Here is an 18,487-nt window from a genome sequence, read left to right as displayed (position 1 = left end):
CTCTTATTTATAAGTGAGGTGATAAAAATGGGAAGTTTATATAACTTAATGAAACCATACAGTGAATTTCGAAGTAAAGAAGAGTTTAATACATATCAAAAGCAAGTTTTGAAATATTATCGATTTCAATTAAATAAAACGGATGCTACCATCATTCATTTTTTAGGAAAATATGCGGTAAATGAGAAACAAAAAACAGTAGGGGTCGCTTGTCCATTAATGGAGACGATTGCGACGAATGTTGGAAAGAGTATTCGTACAGTACGCCGGTCAATTGCAAAGTTAGAGGAACTAGGAATTATAAAGCGTGTTGCAACAAAAGAGAGACATAAGCGCGGCGGGTATAGTGCGAACCTATATGTATTTCTTACATCTGCGATTGACCGCATGGATGACCGTATGAAAATGTCCGCTTGTAAAAGTGAGGATAATGCAACTGGCTGTAGTAAAAATGAGCAAAAAAGCGCTGGGGAAACAATTCTTTCTAAAAACATTCCACAAATAAAAGAGAAAAGAAAAGGAACGTACGAGCTTGATGAGACGTATTGCCGTCATGATATACCGAAGCCTTTTATATACGCACTGGTGCCGATGACGAGTAATCCGAAGAAAATTAATATATTTTGGAGTAAGGTCGAGCTTGCATATAAAAAGAGCGGGTTACTAGAACAAGGTGTTTTACTGGAGCAAATATTAGCTGATGAAGAAGTGTACGGAAATTTCATTTGGCGAGTAAAGAGTGTTGTGAGAGCTTATAAATACGGAGAAATCCGTAAAAATGTGAAGGCTCTTTTATATAGTACAGTGCGGGATCTATTTTTAGAGGTTGGATTAGAATGGGGAGCAGCATTAAGGAGAAGTAAGGGAATATCACTATTTGATCCATTCAAAAAAGAGCCATGTGTATAATACATGACTCTAATTAGCTAATCGAACTTCCTTACAACTGGAACACGAATCGCTACAAATAGTACGAAGACAATAACAGCTATTGCACCACTTTTCATAACGGTTACGATTGGAATTCCTATTGCAAGTGCAATGGATGTGAATGCATAAGAGAGCGGGATAAAGCCCATTGATGATAGCATAAGTAAACTCATTACGCGTCCCATCATTTCTTCTTTTACTGTCGATTGAATCATCGCCATAAGCGGAACGATAGCCATTGCGATTGTAATACCGTAAAACATGCCGGCTAATAGTGCTTGCCAAAGTACGGTACTAAAGTTGATGGCTAAGAAGAAGACACCAGACAATAGCATCATGATAATACAAAATAGACCGCGTCTACGATTAATATTTCTTAAACCGACAATGACAGCACCGATTGCCATTCCGCCGCCTACAGATGCTTCTAAGTAACTAAACTGGAGCGAATCACCATGCAGCACATTTTTAACAAAAAGCGGGAAACCAACTTGCATCGGGCCGATTAAAAATAAGTTTAAAAAAGCGCTACAAATAAGGAAAGTTGAAAGGAATGGCGATTCCTTTACATATAAGATTCCTTCTTTAATGGAAGTGAACATACCTTTATCTGTATCTTTTTGTTCTGGCATCGTAAATTTTATTTTTTGAACGAGTATGGCCGCGACAATCAGTAATAAAATCGTAATAGAAAATATTGTCTCGTAATTCGTAAATTTAATGAGAATTCCGCCAAGTACAGGGCCTAAGATGACCGATGCTTGGTTCGTCATTTGTGTAAGTGAATTCGCTTGTGTTAACCGGCTTTTTTCTACCAATTCCGGTAAGATAGATCCATCTGCTGACCAGAAGAAAGCATCAGCAAGTCCAAAGAATAAAGCGAATAAAGCAAATGTATATAGCGTTACATCACCGACAATGAACCATGTGAGAATGGTTGCGACAAGAATCGCTCGAATGATATTGGAGTAAAACATAATATTTTTTTTCGGGAATTTATCAGCTACAGCGCCGCCGACAATCATAAAAATAAGCCTTGGAACACTAAGGGCTACGAAAACAACACCGAGTGAAGCTTCAAGGTTTAATGTTTTTGCTATGTACCACGTTTGTGAAAAAGTAAAAAAGGCTAAAGCAAAGCTTGAAAAAAGAGTAGCTGCCCAAAGAAAAAGGAAATTCGTATTTTTTAATAACGGTTTTCCGCTTCCTTCTAAAGCAGATTTATTTTGTTGTAGTTCCTCCATATTGCTTCCTTTCTATGTGACAAATTTAAACTAAAAAACCAGTAAACGCCCAATTGGTAAGGGCTAATACTCAATGGGAGATACCCACAGCTGAGTATAGTTTCACTTTATACAGTTTCTAATATTTCTATACTGCACTTTCTCATTGTAGACAATAATAATGGATTTGCCCAGTAGCTATTTAACGACAAAAAAAGATGCCGAATGGGCATCTTTTTTTAGGCTAACGCAATATAAATATCCAGTTGTGCCTGATTTGGGTCTAATGCTCTTTCGTCGTAAAGCTCAAAGTCTGTTGTGAAGGCACGTTTATTTTCTTTCGACCATTGCCAAATATATTCCCAAGCTTCACAAACGACTTCAGCAACTGGTCCCTTTCTTGTTGTAAATACCGCATATGTAGCGGTAGGTATTGTTAAAGTTGTCATATTTTCAGGAACGTCTTTTAGTGAAGAAACTGGCATACCGATTGTAAATGTATATGTACCAGTTTCATCTGACTCGTAGTTTGAGTAGAAAGCAAATGTTTCTTTCGTTTGTTGATTTGGGATGTGATGCATCAGTTGTTCTTGAAAGTAGCGGTTCCAAAGTTGTGGAATGTTTCCGTCAGTAGATGCCTCTTTTTCATTAGTCGTCGTAACCGAAACGCCGATTGCGTGGAAAGCTTCTTTTTTTACGATAATGGGTTCGTGTAGCATAAAAAATTCCTCCTATTAAATAAGAACGTTCGTTCTTGTTTAATATAACATATTTTTACATGTAACGGTTGTTATTTTTAGAAAATTTCAATCATAAAAAACAAACTGAAAATAACTAAAAAATGGTAAAATTTCTATTGTATGTATAAATAGGATAATGAGTATGTTAAAATTTTTAAGTATCCTTTAACTGTTATATAAACCTATACAGCACGGTGTTTTTACTATATTAAAAATATGGTAAAGGTTTGTATAAGTGTCCGATATATATGCTATTTTTGATAAATTAAAATAGTAATATTCTATGAGATTTATATTGTTGACATTGGGATTTCAACGATACATTTTCGTAGGTCGGATTGTTGCGAGTGGATATATATTGCTATGTATTCGGCTACTAAATGAAAGGATTACTGAAATTAAGTAGACGGATAGCAAGTATATAGAAAGGAGAAAGGTAGAAAATATGAAACAAGTATTGAAGTGTTTTAATGTCGTAACAATGATCACACTTCTTCTATCCATCATATTGCCTTCGCCCAGTGCTTTTGCTACAGAGATAAATAAAAAAAGCTGGGATGAGTTACAAGGAAATGATGTGAAAATTAAGGCAGAGCAAGTGAATGCTGAAATGTATAAGGGAGAAGTAGCGGAGAGGGAGCACGTATTTCAATATAAGATTGAAAATACGGGAGATACACCAATCCGAGAATTAGTAATTAATCAAAATAATGACAATGGAATTGAGTTTCTTTCGCAATCTGTGAAAGTAAACGGAGAGAAGTTACTTGAAAATAAGGTAGCGGATTTCTATGTAGAGGAAAAAGATAATGGAGGAAAGGTTCTTTCTTCTACTCTTAAAATTCAAGATTTAAAATCACATGAAAAAATGAATGTATTAATAAAAGCTCGTCGTGCGCAACATTTTAATAAAGAGTATAAGCAAAAAATTAGTGTGCAAAAGGATCAACTACAAATAGGAAACATGTCTGTAGATGTTGAAGGGCTTCCTTCTGAAGAGAAGTTAGAAGCTAATACCGATGATGAGGCTGACAGTAGTAAGAAAGCTATCGGATCAACAACTGATTCAAAAACTAAAGAAGTGGATGGAAAATTAAAAGTATCTGTAGAAGATAAAAATACATCTACACAAAAAACAGAAATAGAGAAGGTAAAACAACCTGAAGCTGAAAAGCAACTAGAAAAAGAGGAAAAGCAATCACCTCTAACAATAAAGCAGAGTGATGCAGAAGTACAAGCTGCATCAGAAAATGCTTCGAAGGTTCAAATCCAAACAGGAGATAAACAAGGATTTGGAGACCCGCTGTATTCTACAATTGCTCCTGGTAATTTAGTACAGACTGGTAATGTGACCCTTGGTTTGACAACTGATCATTATGGCAGACAAAGTATGGGTTATAAAACGAATAAAATGACTGTGGACGTTGATAACGATGATAGTACTTTTAATTCGTCAACAGGTGCATTTCCTAACATTCCTGCTGGAAGTAAAGTGAAAAAGGCGTATTTGTTTTGGACAGCTGCAATGGGAACTGTAACTAGTACAAATGTTAATCAAAGAGTTAGTGATAATGATGTACGACAACCAGTCAAAATGAAAATGGGAAATAAAGAATATGCAGAGGTACGTGCTGATAGCATACGAAAAGCTGATTATCTACCCTATATTTCTAATTACTCAGGTAGTGGTGCTGGTTATGTTGCGTATGCAGATGTAACAAATGTAATTGCACAGCAAGGTATTTCTCAAACGTTGACAGTTGCGAATGTGCCACAAATTAAAGATGTAACAGGTGGCGGCTATTACTGGGGTAACTGGAACCTTATATTAGTTTATGAAAACTATAAAGAAACAGTAAAAGATATGAAAATTTGGGAAGGGTTAGTTTCTCAAAAAAGTACAGCTTGGACGGATATTAGTGTTAATAAAATAAACACACCAAAAGAAGGTGCTTTTAAAGCAAAATTTAGTTATTTTTCATCGCAAGGTGATCCAGCTGATAATGATGGATATGCCTATGATTATGGAGAATATGATTTTGGGTTAGGGTATCAAAAGTTTAAAAATATTAAAGGTAAAGATAATGATGTTAATGACTCATCTATGACAGAAGTACAAGTAGATGGCACTAACGAGTTTGTTACAAAAAAATATCCAGGATATAAACCAGCTTGGACAAATTCATTCAGTACTGACATTCATACGTATCATCTTGAAGGACCGACTCAAGTAAAGAATGGTTTGAAAGAAGGGAAAATGCGTTTTAGAGCATATGGTGGTACTGGTGATATTTACGTATTAAATAACGCCACATTTGTTACAGAACATAATGCTCCAAACTTACAAGTTGATAAAAAGGCATTAGATAGTACCGGTAAAGAAGTTAAGGAAATTAAAGCCGGTGAAGAGTTTACGTATCAAATTGAAGTGAAAAATGATACGAAAAATAATCAAGCGCCGGTATCGAATGTAAAAGGTTTTGATAAATTAGATGATCGTTTAGAGTATGTTCCGGGATCTATACAATATATTTCTGGAAGTAATAAAGGAAATAAAACAGATGATGCAAGCGATGATGAAGCGGAGTTTGTAAATAATCAAATTGATTTCCGTGTTGGTGAAGGTGCTAATGCTAAAGACGGCGGTGTTTTAAAGCCGGGGGAAAGTGCCGTTATTACATTCAAAGTAAAAGTGAAACATTCTGTACAATCAGATACAACAGTAAAAAATATCGTTGTTGTAAAGGGACAAGATAGTGCCGAGATAAAGTATGAAACTGAGGACGATGCAGATATTACGGTTACGACTCCAAAAGAGATCCCTGGAGAAATAGAAGCTAAAAAAATAGCATCTAATAAAACACCGAAGTTAGGTGATGAAGTAGAGTATCGTATTACCTTTAAAAATACGGTAAAAGATGGACGTCTAGATGTATTGACGATTGAAGACGAATTACCAAGTAGTCTTGAATACGTAAAAGATAGTTTGAAAGCAGAAGGTGCAAAACCAGAGCCAGTAGAGCTGAAGTTTGAAAATGGCAAAGTAATGGCAAAGTATCCAGAAATTATGGATATGGAAGAAAGAAGTATCGTCTTTAAAACAAAAGTAAAAGAAACTGCAAAAATTGGTGAAGAAATTGTTAATAAAGCAACCGTTAGTGATAAAACAAATCCACCAAAGAATCTAGAAGAGAAGATTACACCACAGCATAAGGCTGGTAAAATTGTCGCAAAGAAAAAAGCGACAAATAAGAAGCCGAAGCTAGGAGAAGAATTTGAATATCAAATTAGCTTTAAAAATACGGTGGAAAACGGAAAACTAGATGCAGTTACAATAGAAGATGAAATTCCAGCTAACTTAGAATTTGTTCAAGGCAGTGAGAGAGCTGAAGGTACTGAACCAAATCCAGTAGAGTTAAAAGTAGAAAATGGTAAGGTAATCGCAAAATATCCAGAGATTACGGATACAAAAGAGCGAAGCATTGCCTTTAAAGTGAAAGTAAAAGAAGAGGCAAAAGCGGGAGAAACGATCGTTAATAAAGCGGTTGTGAGTGAGCCAAATGGACAGTCTGAGCATCCAGAAGAAAAGATTACGCCGGATTATAAATACGGTAAAGTGGATGTAGAAAAAAACGTAACGAATCAAACACCAAAACTAGGAGAAGAAGTGGAATACCGAATTACATTTTATAATACGGTAGAAAACGGAAAACTAGAAACGGTGCTAGTAGAAGATACACTACCTAAAGATGTTGAATACGTGAAAGATAGTTTGAAAGCAGAAGGTGCAAAACCAGAGCCAGTAGAACTAAAAGTGGAAGACGGCAAAGTAATGGCCAAGTATCCAGAAATTACGGATACAGAAAAAAGAAGTATTGTCTTTAAAGTGAAAGTAAAAGATTCGGCAAAAGTAGGGGAGGCAATTGTAAATAAAGCAATTGCAAAAGATCCGAAAAATGAGCCTGTTGAATCGAAGGTTGTTATTACACCGCAAAGTAAAAAAGGTGAAATTGCTGCTACAAAGGTAGTTAATAATAAGAAACCGAAGCTAGGCGAAGAAATCGAGTACCGCATTAGTTTTCATAATACGGTTGAGAACGGAAAACTAGAAGAGGTGCGAGTGGAAGATACAATTCCAAAAGGTCTTGAATATGTAGAAAATAGCATCAAGGCTGAAGGAGAAGCACCTGGACCAGTAGAATTAGCTGTTGAAAATGGGATAGTCAAAGCTAAGTATATCGATATTATGGATATGAAAGAAAGAAGTATCGTCTTTAAAGTAAAGGTAAAGGAAGAAGTAAGAGTAGATAAAGAGATTGTCAATAAAGCAATTGTTGATGATACGAAAAATCCACCGATTGAGCCGGAGGAAAGAATTACTCCGCAACATAAGGATGGAATAATTGATTCGAAGAAGACAGTAGATAATCCATCACCAAAACTAGGAGAAGAAGTAGAATACCGAATTAGCTTTAAGAATACGGTAGAAAACGGAAAACTAGAAAAGGTAATAATAGAGGATACAATTCCTAACGGTTTAGAGTATGTAAAAGGCAGTGAAAAGGCTGAAGGTGATAAACCAGCTCCATTAAAGTTAAGTGTGAAAGATGGAAAAGTTATTGCTGAATACGAAAATATTACGGATACGAAAGAAAGAAGTATTGTCTTTAAGGTAAAGGTGAAGGAAGAAGCGGAAGTGGGTAAGGAAATCATCAATAAGGCAATTGTTGATGATATGAAACATCCGAAAGAACCAGAAGCAAAAATTACACCATTACACAAAGATGGAAAAATTAAAGCGAAGAAAAGCGTAAATAATGAAACACCTAAGTTAGGAGAAGAAGTAGAATACCGAATTAGTATGAAAAATACGGTAAAGAACGGAAAGCTAACAGACGTGACAATAGAGGATACTTTACCAGAAGGTTTAGAGTATGTAGAAAATAGTTTGAAAGCAGAAGGTGCCGGAACAGATTCAGTAGAGCTGAAATTTGAAAATGGTAAGGTAATAGCAAAATATCCAGAAATTATGGATACAGAAGAAAGAAGTATCATTTTTAAAGTGAAAGTAAAAGAAGAAGTAAAAGTCGGTAAAAAAATCATTAATAAAGCAACTATTGATGATTCGCAAAACAAGCCAGTTAATCCGACAGCGGAAATTATTCCTCAGTATCAAGATGGAAAACTTGAAGCGAAAAAGACGGTAAATAATGAAACGCCGAAGTTAGGAGAAGAAGTGGAATACCGAATTAGCTTTAAAAATACGGTAGAACATGGAAAGCTAACAGAGGTAAAAATAGAAGATGATTTACCAAATGGATTAGAGTATGTGAAAGATAGTTTAAAAGCAGAAGGTTCTAAGCCAGATCCAGTGGAATTGAAATTTGAAAACGGTAAGGTAATGGCAAAGTATCCTGAGATTACAGATACAAAAGAGAGAAGTATTACCTTTAAAGTGAAAGTAAAAGGTAAAGTGAGCGATTCAATTGTTAATGAAGCGATTGTGAGCGATACGAAAAATCCGCCAGAAACACCGACAGCAGAAATTATTCCACAACATAAAGACGGAAAAATCAAAGCGAAGAAGACGGTAAATAATGAAACGCCGAAGTTAGGAGAAGAAGTAGAATACCGAATTAGCTTTAAAAATACGGTAGAAGACGGAAAACTAGCAGAGGTGAAAATAGAAGATACTTTACCAGAAGGTTTAGAGTATGTAGAAAATAGTGTAAAAGCAGAAGGTTCTAAGCCAGATCCAGTAGAATTGAAAGTGGAAAATGGTAAGGTAATGGCGAAGTATTCAGAGATTACGGATATAGAAGAAAGAAGTATCACTTTTAAAGTGAAAGTAAAAGATGAAGTGAAAGTCGGTAAAAAAATCGTCAATAAAGCAATTATTGATGATACGAAAAATCCGCCAGAAACACCGACGGCAGAAATTACTCCGCAGCATAAAGACGGAAAAGTGGAAGCGAAGAAAACGGTAAATAATGAAACGCCGAAGTTAGGAGAAGAAGTGGAATACCGAATTAGCTTTAAAAATACGGTAGAAAACGGAAAGCTAGCAGAGGTGAAAATAGAAGACGATTTACCAAATGGATTAGAGTATGTGAAAGATAGTGTAAAAGCAGAAGGTTCTAAGCCAGATCCGGTAGAACTGAAAGTGAAAGATGGAAAAGTAATCGCAAAATATCCAGAAATTACGGATACAGAAGAAAGAAGTATCGTCTTTAAAGCGAAAGTAAAAGAAGAATTTAAAGTTGGTGAAGGTATTGTCAATAAAGTAGTTGTTGATGATACAAAAGATCCAACAACTTCAGAAGTAACAATTACGCCAGAATATAAAGACGGTAAGCTTAAAGCAGAGAAATTTGTAAACAATAAAAAACCGAAATTAGGAGAAGAAATAGAATACCGAATTAGTTTTAAAAATACGGTAGAAAACGGAAAACTAGTAGAGGTTAAAGTAGAAGATGAAATTCCAGCTGGATTAGAGTATGTAGAGAACAGTTTACAAGCAGAAGGATCTAAGCCTAGTCCGGTAGAATTGAAATTTGAAAACGGTAAGGTAATGGCAAAGTATCTAGAAATTACGGATACAAAAGAAAGAAGTATTATCTTTAAAGTGAAAGTAAAAGAAGAGGCAGAAATAGGCAAGGAGATTGTTAATAAAGCAATCGTAGTAGATACAAAAAATGAGCCAGAAGAGCCTTATGTGGAAATTACTCCGCAATATAAAGATGGTAAAATTGCTGCGCAGAAAGTGGCCAATAATCATAAACCGAAACTAGGAGAAGAAGTAGAATACCGAATTAGTTTTAAAAATACGGTAGAAAACGGAAAACTAGCAGAGGTAAATATAAAGGATGCATTACCAAATGGTTTAGAGTATGTGGAAGGCAGTATCACGGCAGAAGGGTCTAAACCGAAACCAGCAGAGCTACATGTGAAAAATAATAAGATAATGGCAAAATATCCAGCTATTACAGATACAGAGGAAAGAACCATTGTCTTTAAAGCGAAGGTAAAAGAAAGCGCAAAAGTGGGAGAAGAAATCGTAAATGAGGCAATTGTAGATGATACAAAGAATCTGCCAGAAGAGCCTTATGTACCGATTACACCACAATATAAAGATGGGAAAATTGAGACAAGAAAAGAAGTAAGTAACCATGAACCGAAGTTAGGTGAGGAAATCGAATATCGAATTATTTTTAATAATACGGTGAAAGATGGAAAGCTAGCAGAGGTGAAGATAGAAGATGAAATTCCAGCTGGATTAGAGTATGTAGAGAACAGTTTACAAGCAGAGGGATCTAAGCCTAGTCCGGTAGAATTGAAATTTGAAAACGGCAAGGTAATGGCAAAGTATCTAGAAATTGCGGATACAAAAGAAAGAAGTATTGTCTTTAAAGTAAAGGTGAAAGACTCGGTTACAATAGGGAAGGACATTACAAATAAAGCGATTATTCATGTGGATGATCCGAACCATCCTATAATTGAACCAACCGCAAAAATTACACCGCAACATAAAGACGGTAAAATTGCTGCTCATAAAAAGGTGAATAATCATAAACCGAAGCTAGGGGAAGAAATCGAATACCGCATTTCATTTAATAATACGGTGAAAGATGGAAAACTGGCAGAGGTTAAAATTGAGGATGAAATTCCGTCTGGTTTAGAGTATGTGAAAGATAGTCTAAAAGCAGACGGTGATAAGCCAGCCCCAGTAGAGTTGAAAGAAGAAGCTGGTAAGGTTAGTGCGAAGTATGAAAATATCACTGACATGAAAGAAAGAAGCATTATCTTTAAAGTGAAGGTGAAAGATTCCGTTGAAGTGGACAAAGCAATTGTAAATAAAGCAATTGTTGATGATACAAAAAATCCACCAGAGCGACCGGAAGTAGATATTACACCGCAGCATAAAGCTGGTAAATTTAAAGCTAATAAAAAGGTAAGTAAAAAAGATCCAAAGCTAGGAGAAGAAGTAGAGTACCGAATTAGTTTTAAAAATACGGTAGAAAATGGAAAGCTAGCAGAAGTGAAAATTGAGGATCAACTACCAAATGGATTAGAGTATGTGAAGGATAGTTTAAAAGCAGAAGGTAATGAGCCAGCGCCAGTAGAGTTAAAAGAAGAAGCTGGGAAAATTATCGCGAAGTATGAGAATATCACTGATACAGCTGAGCGTAGTATTATCTTTAAAGTGAAAGTAACGGAAGTAGCAAAAGTCGGTAAGAAACTCGTGAATACGGCAGTTGTGGATGATGATAATCCGAAGAATCCTCCGCAAAAACCAGAAGCGATTATTACACCGGAGTATAAGAATGGAAAAATAAAAGCTGAGAAAACAGTAAATAACCCAGCTCCAAAATTAGGAGAAGAAGTAGAGTATCGAATTACGTTCCGTAACGTAGTTGAGCACGGAAAATTAGCGAAGGTGAAAATTAAGGATGAATTACCAAACAGTTTAGAGTTTGTAGAAGGTAGCGAAAGAGCTGAGGGGGATAATCCAAAACCGTTGCATGTAAAAGTGAAAAACGGCATAGTACTCGCAGAATATCCAGAAATTACGGATACGAAAGAAAGAAGTATCGTCTTTAAAGCGAAAGTGAAAGAAAAGGCTAAAATTGGCGAAGCGATTGTGAATACGGCGGTTGTGGAAGATACTATAAATCCACCAGAGAAACCGAATGTCGCGATACAGCCTCAACATAAAGAGGGTGTATTACAAGCTGAAAAGACAGTGAGTAACCATGAACCGAAGTTAGGAGAAGAAGTAGAATATCGAATTAGTTTTGAAAATACGGTAGAAAACGGCAAACTAACTGAGGTAAAAGTAGAGGACGAAATTCCAGCTGGTTTAGAATACGTACAGGATAGTATAAAGTCTGATGGGCCGGAACCAAATCCAGTAGAACTTAAAGTTGAGAATGGAAAAGTAACAGCAAAGTATCCAGAAATTACGGATACGAAAAAAAGAAGTATCATCTTTAAAGCGAAAGTAAAAGAAACGGTACAAGTAGGAAAAGAAATTATAAACAAGGCGGTTGTGGATGATAATAATCCAACCAATCCACCAGTTGATCCACTTATACCGATTACACCGCAATATAAAGATGGGAAACTAGAGGCAAGGAAAGAAGTAAGCAATCATGAACCAAAGCTAGGGGAAGAAATCGAATATCGAATTACTTTTAACGGCACGGTAGATGGCGGGAAGTTAGTTGATGTAAAGATTGAAGATAAAATTCCGTCTGGTTTAGAGTATGTGAAAGATAGTCTGGAGGCCGTAGGTGATAAGCCTGTACCAACAGAACTTAAAGTCGAGAATGGAAAAGTAACAGCGAAGTATCCAGAAATTATGGATACGAAAGAAAGAAGTGTCATCTTTAAAGTAAAGGTAAAAGAAACAGCAAAAGTTGGAGGAGAAATAACAAATAAAGCGATCATTCAAGTAGATGATCCAAATCATCCAGTTATGGAACCGACAGCGACAATAAAGCCAGAATATAAAGATGGTAAGTTAAAAGCAGCGAAGACAGTAAGTAATAAAGAACCGAAGCTAGGAGAAGAAATCGAATATCGAATTAGCTTTGAAAATACAGTAGAAAATGGAAAAATAGCTGAGGTAAAGGTAGAAGATGAAATTCCAGCCGGTTTAGAGTATGTGCAAGATAGCATTAGATTTGAAGGGGCTGAACCAAATCCAGTAGAGTTAAAAATGGAATTTGGAAAAGTAATAGCGAAGTATCTAGAAATTACAGATACGAAAGAACGTAGTATTATTTTTAAAGTGAAGGTAAAAGCAGCACCAAGTAAAGGGATAACAAATAGAGCGGTAGTGGACGATAAAATAAATCCACCACTTGAGCCTACAGTTACAATTTTACCGAAAACAAAAGAAGATTTTAAGATACCAGAAGAACCGAAGGAACCAGAAGTGAAGCCGGAAGAGCCGAAAGAACCGAAGGAACCAGAAGTGAAGCCGGAAGAGCCGAAGGAACCAGAAGTGAAACCGGAAGAGCCGAAAGAACCGAAGGAACCAGAAGTGAAACCGGAAGAGCCGAAAGAACCGAAGGAACCAGAAGTGAAACCGGAAGAACCAAAGGAACCAGAAGTGAAGCCGGAAGAGCCGAAAGAACCGAAGGAACCAGAAGTGAAACCGGAAGAACCAAAGGAACCAGAAGTGAAGCCGGAAGAGCCGAAAGAACCGAAGGAACCAGAAGTGAAACCGGAAGAGCCGAAAGAACCGAAGGAACCAGAAGTGAAACCGGAAGAGCCGAAAGAACCGAAGGAACCAGAAGTGAAGCCGGAAGAGCCGAAAGAGCCAGAAGTGAAGCCGGAAGAGCCGAAAGAACCGAAGGAACCAGAAATGAAACCGGAAGAGCCGAAAGAGCCAGAAGTGAAGCCGGAAGAGCCGAAGGAACCAGAAGTGAAACCGGAAGAGCCGAAAGAGCCGAAGGAACCAGAAGTGAAACCGGAAGAGCCGAAAGAACCGAAGGAACCAGAAATGAAGCCGAAAGATCTGGAGAAACCAGAAGTAAAACCGGAGAAACCGGAAGTAAGACTGGAAAAGTTAATTAAAGAACCGCAAGTAAAAGTAGAAAAAGAATTACCGAAAACAGGGGCAGCACATTCATGGATGATGTCAGTTAGTGCGGGAATTTCATTCTTAGTTGGCGGAGTATTATTCGTATTAGGTAGAAGAAGAAAACAATAATTTTTTAGACGAAAAGCACACTGAGTTCGATAGTTTATCGGACTCAGTGTGCTTTCATGTTATATAAAAGGAAAGCTCCTTCCACGTATGGAAGGAGCTTTATTTTTGCATATTAAAACATACTTGAGCTATGCATCGGTTGAAGTTTTGCATTTGGATCGAAGTAAGCTTTTGCATTGTTTACTGCTGTCGGTGCTTCGCCAAATCCACAAGCGATAAGTTTTACTTTTCCTTCATATGTACAAATGTCACCAGCAGCGTAAATGCCAGGAATATTTGTTTCCATTTTTGAATTCACAAGGATGCTGTTTTTTTGTATATCTAAGCCCCAGTTTTTAATTGGGCCAAGAGAAGAAACGAAGCCGTAGTTTACAATTACATCATCAACATCGATGATAACTTTTTCTTCAGTTTTTACGTGCTGAAGAACGACTTGTTCAATTTTGTCATCACCAATAAGTTCTACTGGAACGTACGGTGTACTTACTTCTGCACGAGAATTTATTAAGCTTTCTACGCTATGTTCATGCGCACGGAATTTATCACGACGATGAACGATTGTAACTTTTTCAGCGATCGGTTCTAACATCATTGTCCAGTCTACTGCTGAGTCGCCACCGCCAAATACTACGACGCGCTTACCAGCAAATTTATTCATATCATCAACGAAATAATGTAAGTTTTTCTTTTCGTATTTCGCTGTACCTTCTAATTCTAAGCGGCGTGGTTGGAAAGCACCATTGCCAGCAGTAATAATAACTGATTTAGAATAGTGAGTTTGCTTATTCGTAACAAGTTTAAATATACCGTCAGCTTGTTTCTCAAGCGTATCGACAGCTTCTTCTAAACAAACAGTTGGGTCAAATTTCTTCATTTGCTCTTTTAAGTTATCAACTAATTCTTGTGCGCGCACTTTTGGAAATCCAGCCACATCATAAATGTATTTTTCAGGGTAGAGTGCGGATAATTGTCCGCCAAGTTGAGGTAAGCTTTCAATAATTTTTACACTTGCTTGTCTCATACCGCCATAAAATGCTGTGAACAGTCCCGTTGGACCACCACCAATAATTGTTATGTCGTAAACTTTTTGATTTTCTGCCACTTTCATTCCCCCTATAGATGGAATTTTGATATTGATTTCATATATTGTTCATATGTACACGAAAATCCTGCAAATGATGACACTTTCAAATAAATGATAGCATATTTGAGTTCATAATACTTCTGAAAACGACTGAATTGTGTGTAAGTTTTCGTATAGGTTCTTTTTTGTTGTATAAAATATACAGAAAGGAAAATACATGAAAAAAAGGCTAAAAAACCCTTGAAAACGCTATGTTATTTTAAAATATTGATAATTCTCCAGACGCTTGAATTCTGGAATAAAACCGACTAATATAGGGAAGTATTATGTTAAATTTCTATGACAAAATTCGTACGATTTTTTGACTGCGTTTTGTTATGATATAGAATGTGATAAATTCCACATTCTTGACAAATAGAGTTTTTAGTACTTGGTATTATTTTTTATTACTATTATATAAAGAAAAGGGTTGTGATTTGGTGAAGACTCCAAAAATCGTAGTTTTAGGTGCAGGTTATGGCGGGATGATTACGACTGTTCGTCTGCAAAAAGCATTATCTGTAAATGAAGCTGAAATTACGCTAGTAAACAACAACAGCTATCACTACCAAGCGACTTGGTTACATGAGAGCGCAGCTGGTACATTAGAAGATGAAAAAATCTGTCTAGATATTCAAGACGTTATTGATACAAATAAAGTGAACTTTGTGCAAGATACAGTAGTAGAAATTAAAGCTGCTGAAAAACGCATTATCTTAAAAGACGGCGAGTTAGAGTATGACTACTTAGTAATCGGTCTTGGTTTCGAATCAGAAACATTCGGAATTACAGGATTAAAAGAGCATGCATTCTCAATCGCTAACATTAATGCAACTCGTGAAATTCGTGAGCATATGGAAGCTAGTTTCTCTAAATATGCAACTGAACAACGCGATGAGTTAGTAACAATCGTTGTTGGTGGTGCTGGATTTACTGGTATCGAGTACGTAGGTGAGCTTGCAAACCGTGTTCCTGAACTTTGCAAAGAGTATAATGTACCACGTGAAAAAGCACGTATCATCTGTGTAGAAGCTGCTCCAACAGCACTTCCAGGTTTTGATCCAGCGTTAGTAGAATACGCTGTAAAACAACTTGAGAAAAAAGGTGTAGAATTCCGCATCGGTACAGCAATTAAAGAAGCAACTGAAGAAGGTATTATCGTTGCGAATGGCGATGACACTGAATTAATTAAGTCTGAAACAGTAGTTTGGGCTGCAGGTGTTCGTGGTAATGGTATTGTGGAAGAGTCTGGCTTTGAAGCAATGCGCGGACGTGTAAAAGTTGATGAGTACATGCACGCTCCAGGATACGAAGATGTATTCATGGTTGGTGACGCAGCGTTAATCATTAATGAAGAAATTAACCGTCCTTACCCACCAACAGCACAAATTGCAATTCAACAAGGTTACAATATTGCACACAACTTAACTGTATTAGTTCGTGGCAAGGGCGAAATGAAGAAATTCGCATTCGATAATAAAGGATCTGTATGTTCTTTAGGTCATGACGATGCAATGGGCGTTGTTATGGGTAAAAAGTTAACAGGTTGGAAAGCTTCCTTCATGAAGAAAGTAATCGATAACCGTTACCTATTCTTATTAGGTGGACCTTTATTAGTTCTTAAAAAAGGTAAATTAAAGTTCTTTTAATATATAGTAGAAAAAGCAGAAACGGCTAAGAGCTGTTTCTGCTTTTTTCATATTAAAAATATAGTATAATATATAAAAAGAAAGAATATTCTGTCCGTTCTGATGGAGGAGGTTATTACATCATGGAGAAACGAGGGAAGGTATGGCTAGCTGTTAGTGGTTTAGTAGCTACAAAAGATGGTAGGTGGCTATTTGTTAAGAAGAAATACAGTGGATTAAAAGGGAAATGGTCTTTACCGGCTGGTTTTGTAAATGAAGGTGAGACGGTTGATGAAGCTGTGAAACGCGAAGTGTTAGAAGAGACAGGCATTGTCGCTCATGTGAAGGGGATTATTGGTGTTCGATCGGGTGTTATTCGTAATGAGATTAGTGATAATATGATTATTTTCCTTTTGGAACCTGAAGGAGAAAATATTATTGTACAGGAGAAAGAATTGTCTGAAGTGGCGTTCTTACATCCGGATAAGATTGTAGACGATCCGAATACGTCTGTGCTTATTAAATATTTGTTAGAAGGAAGATCAGAACTACATCTTGAAGTGGACAAAACATTAAATCCAGGCGAACCATTTGGTTATACAGCTTATCACGTATTTACGGCACGTGCGAAGGAGAGGGGAAAAGAGTGAGTATACCGGTACTACTTATTTCAATGATGTTATTCTTTATTTTGTTCTTTGGAATTGGATTTTTACTCAACATGATTTTGCGAGCTACTTGGGTAATGGTTATTGTGTATCCAATTGTTTGTATGCTTATTATTAATAAAGCGAGTATGTGGGATTATTTTTCAAAACCGAAAGAAACATTTTCTTCATTTGGGACAAGTGTATCGCACTTAGGACAAGCAGACGTATTTATTCTATCTACTGGATTAGTAGGGGCTGCTTTAGCAGGAGTCGTAATCAAGAAACTTCGGAAAAGCGGATATCAAATGTTTTAATCTCCAATTAAGTTGGAGATTATTTTTTTGCATATTCCTTCATCGTATAGGGAATGATTAACGATGAAGGAGTGTGGAATATAAAAATGTTAAAACGATATTGTATTCGCATTATGATGACTTGTTTACTTGCAATTGCATTATGCGTAACATGGAATGCTTTCACAGGAGTTTCTTTATTAGAGATTGTAAAGAAATATGAGGGAATGAGTGCAAAAGAAGTACATGCAGCAGAAGTTAAGAGAAATGTTGCTCCGAGTAAAGAAGTGATAAATGCTTTAGAGCAGGCAAACGACTGGTCTAAATATCGTTCAATTGAAATGACTGCAACAGGTTATACATCGGGGATTGAGTCAACTGGTAAGAGGCCGGGGCATCCAGAGTATGGTATTACATATTCAGGTGTTAAAGTGAAAAGGGATTTATATTCCACAATCGCTGCGGACTTACGCGTATTTCCGATTGGAACGATTCTATTCGTACCAGGTTATGGATATGGTGTAGTAGCTGATAAGGGCGGTGCAATAAAAGGAAACCGTCTTGATCTATATTATGATACGGTGAAAGATGTTTATAGCCAATGGGGTAAGAAAAAAGTAAATGTGTACGTAGTAAAAGTAGGAAATGGTAAGTTTACAGAAGAAGAGTTAACGATGTTAAATCAAGACGAAACGATGCAAGTGTTTCGTGGTCAATATTTGAAATAGAATATATAGTTGATAGGGCTTCCTTCTGTATTTTTTAGAAACATTAATATAGAGGAGAGCCCTTTATTATTGGTATTTAATAACTGATTTTCAATGTTTAATTTATGTGTTATAATTTTTCCTGTATTAGAAGGAAATTACAATTGAATAAGGAGGGAAGGAAGAGAGTGAAAAAAATAGAAGCTCTCTTATTATTATGAGAGAAGGAACTTTATCTCAACAAAATATAGTTGTATTGTTTTTTAAACAGTTACGCCCGAAACAATGGACTAAAAACTTGCTTGTATTTGCAGCGTTAGTCTTTTCGATAAAACAAGTATCTTTAACTATGGTGGCACAAGCTGCAATTTGTTTTGCGCTATTTTGTGCAATATCTGGCTGTGTCTATATTTTAAATGATTTTATGGATATTGAGGCAGATCGACAACACCCTGTTAAGCGATATCGACCGA

General features: G+C 36.4%; 9 protein-coding genes and 1 pseudogene. 7 read left to right on the top strand and 3 right to left on the bottom strand.

What is annotated here, in order from left to right; all coding sequences use genetic code 11:
* Positions 1-27: 27 nt before the first annotated feature.
* A complete protein-coding gene (locus F3I02_RS27270) occupies positions 28-909 on the top strand; it encodes a helix-turn-helix domain-containing protein (RefSeq protein WP_151521595.1) in 882 nt (293 codons plus the stop codon).
* Between the two features lie 17 nt (positions 910-926).
* Here F3I02_RS27270 and F3I02_RS27265 read toward each other — a convergent pair whose 3' ends face one another.
* Both F3I02_RS27265 and F3I02_RS27260 read right to left on the bottom strand, forming a co-directional pair.
* Complete coding sequence (locus F3I02_RS27265; RefSeq protein WP_196478622.1) at positions 927-2,174, bottom strand: MFS transporter; 1,248 nt, start codon at positions 2,172-2,174, stop codon at positions 927-929.
* A gap of 218 nt (positions 2,175-2,392) precedes the next feature.
* Positions 2,393-2,872 (bottom strand): GyrI-like domain-containing protein, encoded by a 480-nt coding sequence (locus tag F3I02_RS27260; protein WP_196478621.1) that lies wholly within the window; start codon positions 2,870-2,872, stop codon positions 2,393-2,395.
* A 466-nt stretch (positions 2,873-3,338) separates the two neighbouring features.
* Between F3I02_RS27260 and F3I02_RS27255 the strand changes: the two genes are divergently transcribed.
* Positions 3,339-13,613 (top strand): isopeptide-forming domain-containing fimbrial protein, encoded by a 10,275-nt coding sequence (locus tag F3I02_RS27255; protein ID WP_196478620.1) that lies wholly within the window; start codon positions 3,339-3,341, stop codon positions 13,611-13,613.
* Positions 13,614-13,725: 112 nt separating this feature from the next.
* On the opposite strand, the gene F3I02_RS27250 is transcribed toward F3I02_RS27255, so the two are convergent.
* On the bottom strand, positions 13,726-14,715 hold the full coding sequence (locus tag F3I02_RS27250) for an NAD(P)/FAD-dependent oxidoreductase (RefSeq protein ID WP_000829786.1): 990 nt from the start codon (positions 14,713-14,715) through the stop codon (positions 13,726-13,728).
* Between the two features lie 461 nt (positions 14,716-15,176).
* On the opposite strand from F3I02_RS27250, the gene F3I02_RS27245 reads away from it, so the two are divergent.
* From F3I02_RS27245 to F3I02_RS27225, 5 genes and pseudogenes are all read left to right on the top strand, one after another.
* Positions 15,177-16,385, top strand: a complete 1,209-nt coding sequence (locus tag F3I02_RS27245; protein ID WP_000856596.1) for an NAD(P)/FAD-dependent oxidoreductase — start codon at positions 15,177-15,179, stop codon at positions 16,383-16,385.
* Positions 16,386-16,507: 122 nt separating this feature from the next.
* Positions 16,508-17,014 carry an NUDIX hydrolase gene (locus tag F3I02_RS27240; protein WP_000415321.1) on the top strand — a complete coding sequence of 169 codons (507 nt, stop codon included), beginning with the start codon at positions 16,508-16,510 and terminating at the stop codon, positions 17,012-17,014.
* Complete coding sequence (locus F3I02_RS27235) at positions 17,011-17,328, top strand: YuiB family protein (RefSeq protein ID WP_000027016.1); 318 nt, start codon at positions 17,011-17,013, stop codon at positions 17,326-17,328. The genes F3I02_RS27240 and F3I02_RS27235 overlap by 4 nt, the downstream gene beginning before the upstream one ends.
* An 86-nt stretch (positions 17,329-17,414) precedes the next feature.
* The gene (locus tag F3I02_RS27230; RefSeq protein ID WP_009327527.1) at positions 17,415-18,035 is read left to right on the top strand and encodes a 3D domain-containing protein; all 621 of its coding nucleotides are present in this window, start codon (positions 17,415-17,417) and stop codon (positions 18,033-18,035) included.
* Positions 18,036-18,231: 196 nt separating this feature from the next.
* Positions 18,232-18,487 (top strand): annotated as a pseudogene (locus F3I02_RS27225) (decaprenyl-phosphate phosphoribosyltransferase); the annotation flags it as partial.

Source organism: Bacillus sp. SRB3LM, assembly GCF_015712745.1.
Taxonomy (GTDB): domain Bacteria; phylum Bacillota; class Bacilli; order Bacillales; family Bacillaceae_G; genus Bacillus_A; species Bacillus_A thuringiensis_K.
Note: the sequence above shows the minus strand (reverse complement) of the source record. Positions and strands in the feature narration are given on the sequence as shown.

Excerpts from the sequence above, each read along its gene's own strand:
- F3I02_RS27255 (WP_196478620.1), top strand. The coding sequence starts at position 3,339 with ATGAAACAAGTATTGAAGTGTTTTAATGTCGTAACAATGATCACACTT.
- F3I02_RS27240 (WP_000415321.1), top strand. The coding sequence starts at position 16,508 with ATGGAGAAACGAGGGAAGGTATGGCTAGCTGTTAGTGGTTTAGTAGCT.
- F3I02_RS27230 (WP_009327527.1), top strand. The coding sequence starts at position 17,415 with ATGTTAAAACGATATTGTATTCGCATTATGATGACTTGTTTACTTGCA.
- F3I02_RS27270 (WP_151521595.1), top strand. The coding sequence starts at position 28 with ATGGGAAGTTTATATAACTTAATGAAACCATACAGTGAATTTCGAAGT.
- F3I02_RS27265 (WP_196478622.1), bottom strand. The coding sequence starts at position 2,174 with ATGGAGGAACTACAACAAAATAAATCTGCTTTAGAAGGAAGCGGAAAA.
- F3I02_RS27260 (WP_196478621.1), bottom strand. The coding sequence starts at position 2,872 with ATGCTACACGAACCCATTATCGTAAAAAAAGAAGCTTTCCACGCAATC.